Annotated in this window: 14 protein-coding genes; 9 read left to right on the forward strand and 5 right to left on the reverse strand. The window is 40.8% G+C overall.

Translation table 11 applies throughout. The features are described from left to right. The first annotated feature begins 39 nt into the window (after positions 1–39). The 8 genes from QQK06_RS04425 (at position 40) to QQK06_RS04460 (ending at position 8,411) form a co-directional block, all read left to right on the forward strand. Positions 40–996, forward strand: a complete 957-nt coding sequence (locus tag QQK06_RS04425; RefSeq protein WP_284243406.1) for an AAA family ATPase — start codon at positions 40–42, stop codon at positions 994–996. Positions 997–1,004: 8 nt separating this feature from the next. Then, on the forward strand, positions 1,005–2,009 hold the full coding sequence (locus tag QQK06_RS04430) for a DUF58 domain-containing protein (protein ID WP_284243407.1): 1,005 nt from the start codon (positions 1,005–1,007) through the stop codon (positions 2,007–2,009). After that, a complete protein-coding gene (locus QQK06_RS04435; RefSeq protein WP_284243408.1) occupies positions 1,997–2,512 on the forward strand; it encodes a DUF4381 domain-containing protein in 516 nt (171 codons plus the stop codon). Before QQK06_RS04430 ends, QQK06_RS04435 begins: the two co-directional genes overlap by 13 nt. After that, on the forward strand, positions 2,509–3,531 hold the full coding sequence (locus QQK06_RS04440) for a vWA domain-containing protein (protein WP_284243409.1): 1,023 nt from the start codon (positions 2,509–2,511) through the stop codon (positions 3,529–3,531). The genes QQK06_RS04435 and QQK06_RS04440 overlap by 4 nt, the downstream gene beginning before the upstream one ends. Further along, a complete protein-coding gene (locus QQK06_RS04445) occupies positions 3,524–5,365 on the forward strand; it encodes a vWA domain-containing protein (RefSeq protein WP_284243410.1) in 1,842 nt (613 codons plus the stop codon). Before QQK06_RS04440 ends, QQK06_RS04445 begins: the two co-directional genes overlap by 8 nt. Before the next feature lie 62 nt (positions 5,366–5,427). Continuing rightward, on the forward strand, positions 5,428–7,020 hold the full coding sequence (locus QQK06_RS04450) for a BatD family protein (protein ID WP_284243411.1): 1,593 nt from the start codon (positions 5,428–5,430) through the stop codon (positions 7,018–7,020). Positions 7,021–7,135: 115 nt separating this feature from the next. After that, entirely contained in the window at positions 7,136–7,705 is a 570-nt protein-coding gene (locus QQK06_RS04455; protein ID WP_284243413.1) for a sigma-70 family RNA polymerase sigma factor, read from the forward strand. Further along, positions 7,698–8,411 carry a DUF3379 family protein gene (locus QQK06_RS04460; RefSeq protein ID WP_284243414.1) on the forward strand — a complete coding sequence of 238 codons (714 nt, stop codon included), beginning with the start codon at positions 7,698–7,700 and terminating at the stop codon, positions 8,409–8,411. The genes QQK06_RS04455 and QQK06_RS04460 overlap by 8 nt, the downstream gene beginning before the upstream one ends. Before the next feature lie 254 nt (positions 8,412–8,665). Here QQK06_RS04460 and QQK06_RS04465 read toward each other — a convergent pair whose 3' ends face one another. Both QQK06_RS04465 and putP read right to left on the reverse strand, forming a co-directional pair. Continuing rightward, complete coding sequence (locus QQK06_RS04465) at positions 8,666–8,899, reverse strand: hypothetical protein (protein WP_284243415.1); 234 nt, start codon at positions 8,897–8,899, stop codon at positions 8,666–8,668. Between the two features lie 344 nt (positions 8,900–9,243). After that, the gene (gene putP / locus QQK06_RS04470) at positions 9,244–10,728 is read right to left on the reverse strand and encodes a sodium/proline symporter PutP (RefSeq protein ID WP_284243416.1); all 1,485 of its coding nucleotides are present in this window, start codon (positions 10,726–10,728) and stop codon (positions 9,244–9,246) included. A gap of 254 nt (positions 10,729–10,982) precedes the next feature. On the opposite strand from putP, the gene QQK06_RS04475 reads away from it, so the two are divergent. Next, complete coding sequence (locus QQK06_RS04475; RefSeq protein ID WP_284243417.1) at positions 10,983–12,203, forward strand: EAL and HDOD domain-containing protein; 1,221 nt, start codon at positions 10,983–10,985, stop codon at positions 12,201–12,203. Positions 12,204–12,395: 192 nt separating this feature from the next. Here QQK06_RS04475 and galE read toward each other — a convergent pair whose 3' ends face one another. Genes galE through cysC form a run of 3 tightly spaced genes read right to left on the reverse strand, consistent with a single transcriptional unit; the run spans position 12,396 to position 15,005 of the window. Continuing rightward, a complete protein-coding gene (galE, locus tag QQK06_RS04480) occupies positions 12,396–13,406 on the reverse strand; it encodes a UDP-glucose 4-epimerase GalE (protein WP_284243418.1) in 1,011 nt (336 codons plus the stop codon). A gap of 31 nt (positions 13,407–13,437) precedes the next feature. After that, the gene (locus QQK06_RS04485) at positions 13,438–14,394 is read right to left on the reverse strand and encodes a DHHA1 domain-containing protein (protein WP_284243419.1); all 957 of its coding nucleotides are present in this window, start codon (positions 14,392–14,394) and stop codon (positions 13,438–13,440) included. A gap of 11 nt (positions 14,395–14,405) precedes the next feature. Further along, positions 14,406–15,005 (reverse strand): adenylyl-sulfate kinase, encoded by a 600-nt coding sequence (gene cysC / locus QQK06_RS04490; RefSeq protein ID WP_284243420.1) that lies wholly within the window; start codon positions 15,003–15,005, stop codon positions 14,406–14,408. Positions 15,006–15,010: the final 5 nt, after the last annotated feature.

Genomic DNA, 15,010 nt, shown 5'->3' on the forward strand with positions numbered 1-15,010 from the left:
GTAAATAACAAACTATTAACAATAAGAACGTATCTAATTATGGCAATTGAATCTTTTTCTTCGCTTAAAGAGCACTTATCAAATCAAATCATTGGTCAAACCGCATTAGTTGAAAACTTATTAATAGCCTTGTTAGCTAATGGTCATTTAATTGTAGAAGGGCCTCCAGGATTAGCAAAAACTCGGGCAGTTAATGCCTTAGCCGATGGACTAGAAGCCGATTTTCATCGTATTCAGTTTACCCCTGATTTGTTACCGGCAGATTTAACCGGTACGGATATTTATCGCCCAGAAGACGGCAGTTTCGTCTTTCAGTCAGGACCATTATTTAGAAACTTGGTGTTAGCCGATGAAATTAACCGTGCACCGGCAAAGGTACAATCCGCTCTCTTAGAGGCAATGGCTGAAGGTCAAATCACGGTTGGTCGCAAAACTTATCCTTTACCTGAACTATTTTTAGTGATGGCAACGCAAAACCCTATTGAGCAAGAAGGTACTTATCCACTACCAGAAGCACAGCTTGACCGCTTTTTAATGCATGTTGAAATTGACTACCCGGATGCCGCCAGTGAACTGGAAATTTTAAAATTAAATCGTGGTGAAGCACTCCATCAGGAAAAACCAAACATCAGTGAAATATCTCAAGCAGATATTTTCGCCGCACGCGAAAAAGTGATGAACATTCATATGGCACCAGCCATTGAAAATTATATTGTCGACCTTATTATGGCAACCCGTCAGCCGGAAAAATACGATGATAAACTCAAGCTATGGTTAGCTTATGGTGCAAGCCCTCGTGCAACCATTGCCTTAGATCGCTGTGCCCGTGCCCGTGCCTGGTTACATGGCAGAGATTTTGTTGGCCCTGAAGATGTACAAGCGGTATTTCATAACGTGCTTCGTCACCGTATATTATTAACGTATCAAGCAGAAGCTGAAGGTATCACTACCAATCAATTGCTTGATCATTTATTAAGTTTAGTTGCTGTTTCTTAACTTTAGTTATGTGGTTAAAACAAACGACAGAAAAACAACAAACTTCTCCAGTTAAGTTACTTGAAAAAGTCGCATCAACTGGTATCAGCTTATCGATAAATGAGTTGATCCAATATCAAAACAAAGCGTCTTTGATCAACCTAACTGCTGCCAAAAACCTCAAAGGCCAGATGAGCGGAAACTATCTGGCACGTACAAAAGGCAGAGGTATGGAGTTTGATGAGGTACGCCATTATCAAAATGGTGATGATATTAGGGCGATTGACTGGCGAGTTACTGCTCGCACCGGTAAAACTCACACTAAGTTGTTTCGCGAAGAAGTTGAGCGCCCAGTACTGATCGCAACCGATCTCAGCACCAATATGCTGTTCGGTAGTCAGCTATTATTTAAGTCAGTGCAGGCCGCTCATCTGGCAGCATTAGTTGCCTGGCATGCTAAAGGACGAGGCGATCGCATTGGCGGTATTGTCTTTAATCAGTTTCAGCATGCCGAGTTAAAACCGAGAAGCCGAAAACAAGGGGTATTACATTACCTGCACGCCTTGCAAACTTGTCATCAGGTCAGCGAAAGCAATATGCAAACTCAGCTGGATGAAGCAGCTAATCAACTGGCATTTGAACAAAATTGTCTGCGCTTACGCCAACTTTCACGCCCTGGCAGTCTGGTTTATTTGCTCACTGATGGCCATCATATAAGTAGCGAGGCGATACGACATTTAACCTATATCACTCGTCATTGTGAATTAGTGGTATGCTTAATTTCAGATCCTTTAGAAACTGAGCTGCCCCAATGTAGCCAAAAAATCAATGTCAGTATCACCGACGGCCGGCAAAAGCAGCAGCTGACCTTAGGTGATGAAAAAACCGCACGACATTATCATCAACAGGCGCTTGCCTTTATCAATCAAAAAGAACAATTGTTGGAGAAAGCTGGAGCTCGCTTGTTGCATTTTAGTGCCGGTGAATTACTCGAAGAACAAATTAAAAACGGAGTTGCCCCATGGATCCGTTAAGCCAATTAAAAGATATTCATTTACCCGAACAAATTAATAACTATCCACTCGCTTACGGTTGGTGGATGCTGGCACTAGTTATTGTAGTTATATCGATATTATTAGTGCGTCTTTGGCTAATAAAACGAAAATTAAACAAAGCAAAAAAGCAAGCATTAGCCTATTTAGCTTCAGAACAACTTCAGCCACAGCAAATAATCGCGATACTGAAATGGGCATGTCTGCAATATTTTCCGCGTCAGCAGGTAGCTGCATTACATAGTGATAAGTTAATCACATTCTTCATACAGCAGTTGCCGGAAAAATCACAACAAGCGACATTTACTCAGGTATTAAGGCAAGCGATTTTACACCAGTATCAGGCACCATCACCTGAAGATACTTGTGATGTAGAAAAGTTAAAAAATGCAGCCAGACAATGGTTGACATTAGCGCTTGCGCCAAATAAAAAACAACGTTCAGTGATTAATGATAACTACCATCAGCAGGAGGTTAAGCAATGATAGAACTTGCTTTACCTTGGATATTAATCGCCTTGCCATTACCGATTCTTGTTTATTGGCTACCAGCAAAGGCTAACAATGAAGCCGCGCCATTAAAAATGCCAACGCTAGTACAAGGTTTACATAGCAAAGAAGTTGGTAACGCTGCTCAGAAAACACCTAAATCTTTACTCGCCGGCATCTGGCTCCTATTAGTAATTGCCGCCAGTCAACCCCAATGGCTTGGTGATGCCGTCAATATCCCTACTCAAGGCCGAGAAATGATGCTCGCCGTTGATTTATCCGGCAGTATGCAAGTAGAAGATATGAGCCTAAACGGCTCAAGCGTCAACCGTTTAGAAATGCTAAAGGTATTGCTCGGTGAATTTATTGAACGCCGAGTCGGTGACCGTCTCGGCTTGATCTTATTTGGTGACGATGCCTATATGCAAACACCAATGACGTTTGATCGTAAAACCGTGAAACAAATGCTTGATGAAACCGTATTAGGCTTAGTTGGTAAACAAACGGCAATAGGCGATGCCATCGCACTTGCAGTTAAACGTTTTGATGAAAAGAAAGAATCTAACCGGGTATTATTACTGCTAACCGACGGACAAAATACCGCAGGTAAAATAACTCCGGATCAAGCGCTAGAATTAGCTGTGGCTAAAGATGTTACCATCTACTCGATCGGCATCGGTGCCGATGTCATGATCCAGCAATCGCTATTTGGTAAACGCCGGGTCAACCCATCCAGTGAACTGGATGAAGCATCCTTAACCCGTCTGGCAGAACAAACTGGCGGTCAATATTTTCGCGCCCGCAGCAGTGAAGACATGAGCGAAATTTATCAATTATTAGACAACTTAGAACCAGTGGAGCAAGAACAGCAACAAATGCGACCGTTAACCGCATTGTTCTATTATCCTTTAGCACTGGCATTAGTGCTGGCATTTTCATTTTTAGTGCTCAAAAGCCTGCCTTATTTATTGCCAGCAAAAAATCAAAATCATTCATTAGGTGGTAAGCATGGCTGATTTTCATTTTATTCGTCCATTATGGCTATTAGCATTTTTAGCGTTAGCATTTGCCCTTTATCTCATAAAACAACTTAGGATCAGCCAATCAGGTTGGCAGCAACTATTACCTCATCACTTAGCCAAGGTATTGGTTGCAGGCAATAGCGTGACAAAACCAGTCTCGTTAGTATTACCTTTAATTATTGGCACATTAACTATTATCGCCCTTGCCGGACCAACCTGGAAAAAACTACCTCAGCCAGTCTATCAATTAGCCCGAGGCTCAGTATTAGTGATGGATATGTCGTACTCGATGTACTCAACCGATCTTTCCCCCAATCGCCTAACCCGTGCTCGCTATAAAGCCATCGATTTACTCGATAGTCTAAATGAAGGGGAAATTGGCTTAGTCGCCTACGCTGGTGATGCTTTTACTATTAGCCCGTTAACAGAAGATATCAATAACATTAAGCTGTTGCTGCCTTCTCTGAGCCCAGACTTGATGCCAGAACTCGGTAGTAACCCGCTATCAGCACTCACTTTAGCCGCCAACATGCTCAAAAATGCCGGCCATATTGAAGGAGATGTCTACTGGTTTACCGATGGCATTGATAATGAAGATATCCAAGATCTAACTCAGTGGTCGAGAGAACATAGTTACCGCCTGAATATTATGGGCATAGGAACACTTTCAGGCGCGCCGATCAAACTAAGCAATGGTGAATTAATGAAAGATGATAATGGCGCAATTATCATCCCTAAATTAACCGAAGCGAGTTTACAAGGCGTTGCAAAGCGTGGAAATGGCAATTACGTCAGAATCATCAATTCAGGCGCAGATATTGAGTACATGGTCAGCCAACCGGTTATTCAGGATGAAGACAAAAAATCGCAAAGCGATCAAACTGGCGATCAATGGCAAGAGTTTGGCCCTTACTTATTACTCGTGGTATTACCTTTAGTATTAAGTTATTTTCGTCGCGGTAACTTATTAAGCGTATTGCTATTGTTAGTTATTATCAATCCAAGCCAACCGGTTTACGCCAATTTTTGGACGGACTTATGGAAAACCAAAGATCAACAAGGCCAGCAACATTATAATCAGCAAGAGTATGACCAAGCTGCTAAAACCTTTGAAAATCCATTGTGGCAAGGCAGCGCGCATTATCAAGCAGGAAATTATGAACAAGCGTTAAAAGCTTTCCAACAAGGTAATGACGCCGATGCTCTTTATAATCAAGGTAACGCATTAGCAAAACTTCAACAATTAGAGCAAGCGATTAGTGCTTATGAAAAAGCCCTCGAACTCAACCCTGATCATCAAGATGCTAAAGCTAATAAGACGATATTAGAACAGCTTAAGCAACAACAAGATCAACAGCAAAATTCAGATCAGCAACAAGATAACGAACAGCAACAACAAAATAACGAGCAACAGCAAGACAAATCGCAGCAAAATAGCGACCAACAAAACTCTGAACAACAGCAAGACAACGCCCAGCAAAATTCAGATCAGCAGCAAAGCCAGCAACAAGACGAGAAAGAGCAACAATCAGAACAACAAAACTCTGAGCAGCAACAGGCCGAACAGCAGCAAAGTTCAAGGGAGCAAGAACAGCAAGCAAAAGAACAACAAACAGCTGAGCCAAAAGAGTCCGAGCAAGAATCGGAACAACAGCGTCAAGCACAGGCAGTGCAAGCTCAACAAGATAAAGAAACACAACAAAAACATCAGCAATTGCTCAATAAAGTTACTGATGATCCCTATTTATTATTACGCAATAAAATGCAACTGGAATATCAAAAACGTCGCCAAAGTAGAAGTAGCGTAGGAGTTAAGAAAAAGTGGTAAGATTTATTTATTGTATGCTCGCTCTTTTTAGCTTGAGTTTTTCAGCCGAAAGTTTCGCCTATATGACGGTTACCGCCTCGATTGATAAAAACCCGGTGATCGCTAATGAATCATTTGTCTTAACTGTCGTAGCTGATGATGATGTCAACACCAATGCACTAGATACTAGCCCATTAATGCAAAACTTTATTGTGGGCCGTACCTCTGTCAGCTCACAAACCAGCATGATCAATTTTAAAACCACCAGAACTACCACCTGGACCACGGTATTAATTGCCAGAAAAACCGGTAAATTGGTCATTCCACCTCTTCTGGTTGATAACCAACAAACCCAACCAATAGCATTAACGGTATTAGCGGCAGGAGACCCGAAAGCCAATAGCCAGCAAGATATCTTTATCAGCTCAGAAGTATCGGCAAAAGAGGTCTATGTTCAACAACAAATTACCTTAACCGTTAAACTGCATTTTGCTGCGGAATTAAAACGTGGCAGTTTAACAGAGCCGGAGCTAGAAGGTGCTAACATCATTCAAATTGGCAAAGACAAAGAAAATGAAACTATCATTAATGGTCGTCGTTATCGGGTGATCGAAAGAACCTATGCCATCAGCCCACAACAAAGTGGCCAATACACCTTAAAATCGCCAGTATTTTCCGGCGAAATCATGATGCCATCAACACGCCGCAACAGCTTTTTAAGCTTTGGTGAAACTAAGCCGGTTAGCGTTATCGGTGATGAAATATCCCTTAATATCCGCCCTATTCCGGCAAATTATCAGGGAGTGTGGTTACCAAGTGAGCTACTTTCCATTCATCAGGAATGGCAACCATCCGCGCAGGAATTTAAAGTGGGAGAACCTATTACTCGGATCATTACCCTGACTGCTGCCGGTTTATCAGAAGAGCAGTTACCTGAAATTGCGATGCCAATGCCGGAAGGTTTAAAAGTTTATCCAGATCAGGCTGAACTCCATACCGGTATCAATAGCGGCCGTTTGGTTAGCCAAAAAATCAGAAACTTCGCTATCGTTGCTAATAAACCTGGCAGTTATCAACTACCAGAAATTTCCATCCCCTGGTGGAATACCATCAGTAACAAACTGGAATATGCCAAGCTACCAGCACAAAACATTATTGTGCAAGCCAATAGTGAGCAAGCTAATCAACAAGCTGTCATTAGTCCCCCTGAGCAAGCCACCACAAGTAATAGTGAGAGCAAAACCGTCATCATTGAGAAAAACTCATGGTTACAGTGGTTGTTTTTAGCTTTGTGGCTATTAACAGCTTTCGCCTGGTTAATCACTAGTTTACTGAGCAAGCAAGCAGCGAATAAAAAACAACATAAAACCACTAGGGTAAATGATAGTTATCTAGCGTTGTTAGCCGCCTGTAAACAAAGCGATCAGACAGAGGTATTAAAGCTGTTGGTGCCCTGGTTTAACAGCATCAGTGACCGAAATATTTCTACTTTAGACCAGGTGATTGAGCATAGTCAGTCACCAGCATTAAGTCAGGCGATACAGGAATTGCAACAAAGTTGTTATGGCCTGCAATCTGGCAACTGGCAAGGTAAAGCATTACTTAATGCTATTATTGAGCTCAATAAACATCAGGCTGCCACTCAAACACCTACTCACTTTGCCTTAAACCCCTAATCGTTTCCTCTCGCTGGATAGTAAATAAATAGATTAATTTGCTATCCAGCGCTAAGATAATAGCACTAAATTTTGCAGCTCGATCAACTGAAACTGCCACACAGAAGATTTTTTTATGCTGAATAAAATAATTAGAAATAAAAAATCAACAGCTCAGGTCTCTTCAGATATGGCGACAAAACAAACCAGATATGAAGCATTAGTCAAGGCCCTGCATAGCGACTTATACCGTTATGCTTATTGGCTATGCCATGATAAACAAGTGGCAGAAGACTTAGTACAGGAAACGTTTTTACGAGCATGGCGTGCATTAGACTCGTTAAAAGATGAAAAAGCGGCTAAGTCTTGGCTGATCACTATTTTACGAAGAGAGAACGCTCGTCGTTTTGAACGTAAGCGCTTTGAGATGAGCGAATATGAAGAGGCGAATATTTGTGATACTCAGGCAACCAGTAGCGAACAGACAATAGAGCATCAATGGCTGAGAGAAAAAATTGCCCAAATGCCAGAAGAATACCGAGAGCCCTTGATTTTACAAGTAATAGGTGGCTTTAGTGGCGAGGAAATTTCTCAACTGTTATCACTAAATAAGAACACTGTGATGACAAGATTATTTAGAGCGAGAAACCAGTTAAAAGATGCGCTTGATGAACAGCCTAAGTTAAGAGGTCAACACAATGGATGATTTGCAATTTAGACGCAGTATTTATGCAGATCCCAATACTTCAGATGAAGAAGTAAGAGCTGCTAAGCACTCAGATCCGGCAAAACGTAAATTTGCCGAGGAAATTGAACAACTGGATCAACAGATAGCTCAAGCACTACATATTGATGTTCCGCAGGGCTTAAGTGAGAAATTGATCTTACGTCAGTCATTAGCGAGTCATCAACAGCAGAAAAAAGCATCTCGTATTAAGCTCGCACTTGCCGCATCAGTAACTTTTGCTATCGGCTTAATTGTCCATCAATTACAGTTTTCACATGCTTATAGTTCTATCAGTGATTATGCGATTGCCCATACTAATCATGAAGCCCAATACTTTAGTAATCAAGATGAAGTGAGAGTCAGCCTGACATCTTTGAATAAAAAAATGGCATCGTTTAACGGCAGTTTTAGCGAACAGCTGGGCGAGTTGTTAATGGCAGAATTTTGCCGTTTTGATGGCACTAAGAGCTTACACTTAGTCTTTCGTGGACAAACAAGTCCAGTCAATATTTTTATCGTGCCTGACAACGAGTACTTAACAGTCACTAAACGGTTTACTGATAATAATTTAAACGGTGTTGTTAACCAGTTTAAACACAGTAATATTATTGTGGTTGGAGATAAACAAGAACCATTAGAACAATGGCAAAATAAAATTTCTCAAACAGTGCAGTGGTCAACATAACAAACGCAGTGCAAAAAATGACAATAAAGTACATTTAGTGTTATAGACTCCATGTACTTTACTTTTAATTGTTACAAAAGAACAACCTAACTCAAAGGTATCCGAGCTGACTATTCAACGATTATCATTTTTTGACCATTTTCATCTACTACTAACAAATAGGATTTTCCATAATCTCCGACACAAAGATCTATCATGTTGTCGTCAATTTCGAGTCCATCGACACAATTATTTACTTCAATGAACGCCGTTGCCTAGCCCTTTTCCATCGCCATTTTCTTACTCCCTGCGCGTAAGACATCATAGCTATCATTAGCAACGATTCTAACGCTAATAGCATCCATTTGGTGATACCGTTTCTTTTTAAACACTGAAATATAGTTTTCATTACCTTGATGCCAGGAAAGTACCCAAAGCTTCTCACCATCGCTAAGAGTCTCATAGGTTTTCTCTTTATTCCCGCCCTCATTAAGCCCAATATGAACCATATTATTGCTGTATTAATATGTTTCACTTACTGAGTGGCTTAATACATCTGGAGCAACCATATTGCCGCTATCAAAAACCACTATAACCGGTGTTAATATTTGGTCTAGCTAGATAAAAATCGACTGAATGCGCTAAGGTATTAACAAATGACCACTGGCATCATGAGTTAAGTGCTTTTTCAGCTCGTTTGAATCTGCACACCTCACTAATATCAAAGAGAAAGCGCGCATGAAAATAGCATGTATTTGTAGAGTTAACCGTAATAAAAATAGTTAACCGTGTCAGTGACAATAAAAAAGGCCAAACAATGTTTGGCCTTTACTATAAACAGAAATGTTGCTAATTAATGATGTTCTAACATACGTGCAAATGTTTGTTCCACTTCATCATTCGCTTGATGGGTTAAGCGACTAACGATAACAATAGTCACACTGGCTAAAATAAAGCCCGGCACTATCTCATAAACTAAACTACTCAACGACTGGCCATTAACCGTTACTGGCGCATAAATCCAAAACAGTACCGTCACCGCACCGACGACCATCCCCGCCAGTGCGCCATTACGATTCATCTTCTTCCAATACAAGCTTAAGATCACCACAGGGCCAAATGCCGCGCCAAAACCAGCCCAGGCATTACTCACCAGGCTTAAGATCGAACTTTCTCTGTCATAAGCAAGTAATACTGCCACTAACGCCACCGCTAATACTGACAAACGACCAACAAACACGAGCTGACGCTCACTGGCATTTTTATTAAGAAACATTTGATAAAAATCACCGGTAAGAGAACTGGAAGTGACTAATAATTGCGACGAAATTGTACTCATGATTGCCGCAAGAATCGCCGCTAATAGAAAGCCTGCAATAAGCGGATGAAACAACACTTGTGATAATAAAATAAAAATCGTTTCAGGATCTTGTAACGAATTCCCCGTTTTCGCAACATAAGCAATGCCAACAAAGCCCGTCGCCATAGCGCCACAAATTGACACTATCATCCAGATCATGCCGATACGCCTTGCAACAGGTAAATCAGCAATCGATCGGATCGCCATAAAACGGACAATAATATGCGGCTGACCAAAATAACCCAAGCCCCAGGCCATTGCAGAGATTATACTTATTGCGCTCATACCACCAAAAAGATCAACTAACTCTGGGTTAATCGCGGTGATACTGTCTTTAACTACAGCAATACCGCCAATATCGGTTAACACCACAGTTGGTACTAACACTAAGGCAACAAACATAATACAGCCTTGAACAAAGTCGGTCAGACTCACCGCTAAAAAGCCACCGAATAAGGTATAAACAACAACCACGCCAGCGGTAATATACAAACCAACCTCATAGTTTAGACCAAAAGAGCTTTCAAATAGTTTGCCACCTGCAACGACGCCAGAAGAGGTATATAAAGTGAAAAACACAATGATCACTACAGATGAAATCAACCTCAACAGATGTGATTTGTCGGCAAAACGGTTTTCAAAAAAATCTGGCAAGGTAATCGAATCATTCGCCACTTCGGTGTAAGTGCGTAGCCTCGGAGCCACGATAAGGTAATTTAAATAAGCCCCTAGCGTTAACCCCAATGCGATCCACATACTGCTGAGACCTGAGACATACATGGCGCCCGGCAGCCCCATTAACATCCAGCCACTCATATCAGATGCCCCGGCAGAAAGTGCCGTCACCGAAGGACTTAAACTTCTGCCCCCCAACATATAACCGGATACATCACTAGTTGACTTTCGATAGGCATAAAAGCCTATCGCCAACATCACAATAAAATAAATCCCCAAAGAAACAAAGGTCGCAAATGCCAAAATAATCTCCATTGTTGAATGTTGCTGTTTATTAATTTTTTCGTTTTCGTTCTAGATAAATAGCAAACACATTAAATTAACTCATGCTATTATGCTGATATTCTGTATTATTACTATGCTTTACCCTAAATTTTGTCATTTTAGTGGCGCAATTATCCATTTACTGAATTAATAATTATTTTGTGAAAAAAGTAATGAAATATCCCGTTAATTTTCATATATTCTATAACCTACAGTAGTAAACAGGAATTTCTATGTACTTCTATGCAGCCAGGCAGCCAATTCTAGATAAAAATAAGAATCTTTTTGCTTACGAATTGTTGTTTCGCGATAGTATTGAAAATATTTTCCCCGATATCGATGGTGATGAAGCCACCAGCAAAATGGTGGAAGCGAGCCAATTTCACTTAGGGATCAGTGAATTTACCGGCAATAAACCGGCGTTTATCAATTTCACGCTAGATACACTAACTAAAGATTACCCAAGAATGTTAACCACAGATGAAGTGGTGATTGAAATTCTGGAAACAGTTAAACCGGGAAAAACCTTACTTAATCTATGTAAAGAGCTTTGTAGTGAAGGCTATATCCTGGCCCTGGATGATTATGTTCATCAAAAAGTATGGGCACATTTTTATCCTTATATCAAAATCATCAAGATTGACTGGCAAGAAACCAGCATAGAACAGATTCAGGAAATTAAACAAGCCATTAGCAAGTTCCCCCAAATTCAGTTACTGGCAGAAAAAGTCGAAACCTATGAAGAATATAATCAAGCATTAGAATTAGGCTTTGATTTATTCCAAGGGTTCTTTTTTGCTAAGCCAGAGATGGTGAAAACAAAGTCCTTATCACCTTCACAAATGGCAATGGCAGAGCTGTTATATGAAACGTCCAAACCTGAGTTAGACTTGAATAGTATCACCTCAGTGTTTGAACGGGATGTTTCACTGTCTTATAAATTATTACGGTATGCCAATTCCGCAATTTTCAGACGTCGTAGCGAAATTTCAACCATTAAGCAGGCCTTGGTTACCTTAGGCTCGGGTGAACTAAAACGCTTTCTTGGCTTAATGTTTGCCACAAATGTTAATCCAGATAAACCATCAGAACTGATTAACGCTGCTATGACCCGAGCTAAATTCTGTGAATTAATCGCTGAAGATTTAAAAACACCGCTCGACACATCGATAGCATTTTTAACAGGCCTGTTATCTCTAATCGATGCCATTTTAGATGAATCACTCGACAGCATTTTAGAGAAATTGCCGCTGGCTCAAGAAATCAAAGAAGCACTAACTACACGAAAAGGCGTGTTAGCCGCGTTAATTATTCTGGTTGAGCAAATAGAACAAGCTCATTGGGATAAAACGTCAGTCGTTATGGAAAAACTCGGCCTGACGAAAGACAAAGTAGTTAAGGATTACAAAGAAGCAATTGCCTGGGCCGATGAACAGGCACAACTGCAAGGCTAATCATTAGCTGCTGCCACAAAAAAAGCGCCAAATGGCGCTTTTTTAGTTACTTAATATTGACTCGTCCTAAATAATATCAATCTGCATAAATATTTAATCATGTAGGATTCCAGTAGCACCATTAGAACAAATAAGATTGGTGAAAATAGAGTTGTTCTACATTAAGCAAATATTATGCAGTTTGGTATAAAATCATTCAAAACCATTCGGGTTATTTGATTGCCAACGCCAAGTATCTTCAATCATGGTCGATAAATCCCGCTCTGCCTGCCAATTCAATAGTTTTTGCGCAACCCCCGCATCAGCAAAAACCGTAGCAATATCTCCCTCGCGTCTTGGTACTATTTCATAAGGTATATTCTGACCACTAATCGACTGGAAGGTATTAACGATATCCAAAACTGAGGTACCATTACCTGTACCTAAGTTGATCGGCTGACAACCATTAATTTTATCTAAACTTTCCAATGCTTTAACATGCCCTAATGCGAGATCAACCACATGAATATAATCCCGAACTCCAGTACCGTCTTCAGTGTCATAATCATCACCAAAGACCTGCAACTTAGGTAAGCGACCAACCGCAACCTGTGCAACATAAGGCAATAAATTATTAGGAATACCGTTAGGGTTTTCACCGATTAACCCAGAATGATGCGCACCAATCGGATTAAAGTAGCGTAGGCAAGCAATTGACCACTGTGGATCACTCTTTGCCAAATCAAACAAAATATGTTCGATCATTAGTTTAGTTTGCCCATAAGGATTAGTGGCCGAAGTCGGCATAGACTCATCTAATGGAGAAACATTATTCTCACCATAAACGGTTGCAGACGAGCTAAATACCAAATTCTTCACATTATATTCAGCCATCACCTCAAACAAGGTAACCGAACCACTGACATTATTATGGTAATAACTGAGCGGAATAGTATTAGACTCACCAACCGCCTTTAAGCCGGCAAAATGAATGACAGCATCAATATTATGGCGACTAAAAAGTTCAGACATCGCCTGACGATCACAAATATCTGCTTTAATAAACACTGGCTGCTTGCCGGTAATGCGCTCTATTCGAGATAATACCTGAGTGGATGAATTAGCTAAATTATCCACAATGACAATCTCATAACCTAAGTTAAGTAATTCAACAACGGTATGACTACCAATATAACCCGTTCCACCTGTGATCAAAAGTTTCATCTGTTTGCCATTCCCTATTAAACTTTATATGTTATTCGCCATAATATTGTGACACGCTTTCTATAAATTGTTCAATGCTTTGTGCCGGTAATTGGTTAATACCTGCCGCCGCTGCCCTGCCGCCGCCAGTAGCAAACTGTGCACATATATCGCCCGCTCCTTGCTTATTCGCTAATGGCGCCCGTAAACTCACGGTATAGGAGCCATCATCGTTAATAGTGAAGACCCCATGGGCCTTTTCCGGCGACTGATTTGCCAATTCGTTGCCGAAGACGCCACTGACCCGCCGCGCCCATTTTTCATCCGGCAGCTCTACCATTTTGCAGACAGGATTATTTACTAACACTTTAGCGCTATTAGCTAGCTGCATATCGCTTTGATATGCCTGTGCTAACTGATAATAAACCGATCCCTGCTTAGCAATTAACATCAGTGGATCAGAATACGCCAATAACTGTTTAAATAATTCCTCAGGAGCAAAATGTAAATCGTCCAACGTGCGGCCATAACCATTGTAATTGATGTAAATACCGAGATTTTTTAACTGCTGACGTTCGGTTTCGGTTAATCCTAGTTGCTTAGCTAAAGCGTCTGCAGAAACGATCATATTATCGCCATAAGCTGCCGCTACCGCCCAGCGTGCATAGCGCCCATTTAAATATTGATTAACCAGTAAGCTAGTACAGGTATTCGCATCAGTATCAATAATAGCGTTAAGTAACTGGCTATCTGGAATATCTCCACTGCGGTGGTGATCAACATAAAAGACACTCACTTTTTGCGCTAGCAATTCTAACAAGGCTTGCTTATTCGTCTCCATCGAGATGTCTAATGCTGTCACAGAAGTAGCGGCCTTTGATACCTGTTTTAGCAGTTTAATATCGCGTTTTACACCAGTAATTAATTGTCCGTCTTTTGGTTCAGCCAGACGTAACTGCAATAAAGCGATAATGCCATCGGCATCGCCATTAAAAACATCAAAATGCATAACGATTCCTTTTACTTAATATATTGATGCATTTGTAAATAACTGACAATTTGCTCAGCACATTGAGCAATATCATATTCTGCTGTTTTAATATGTAACGTAGGACTTTCTGGCACATCGTATTCAGAATCTATCCCAGTAAAGTCTTTGATCTCACCTGCTCTGGCTTTTTTATATAAGCCCTTAGGATCGCGCTGTTCACACACATCAATCGGAGTATCGATATATACTTCGATAAACTCTCCAATCTCAAGCATGTTTTTTGCCATCGCGCGATCGGCGGAAAAAGGAGAAATAAATGCAGTTGAGACAATTAATCCGGCATCAAGAAATAATTTCGCTACTTCACTGATGCGGCGAATATTTTCAATTCTGTCTTGATCACTAAAAGATAGATCACCATTTAGGCCATGACGAACATTATCACCATCAAGCAAATAGCTATGACAGCCACGCTCAAATAATAATGCGTCTACTGCATTGGCAATAGTAGACTTACCAGAGCCACTTAACCCGGTGTACCACAGTAAACAAGGTTTTTGCTGTTTTAAGTCAGCACGCTGTTTCTTATCGACATGCTGAGCATGCCATACGGTATTTTCAGTTTTCATCTGGT

Origin of the sequence: Thalassotalea insulae (assembly GCF_030161395.1) — a bacterium.
In the GTDB taxonomy this organism is placed as follows: Bacteria; Pseudomonadota; Gammaproteobacteria; order Enterobacterales; family Alteromonadaceae; genus Thalassotalea_E; species Thalassotalea_E insulae.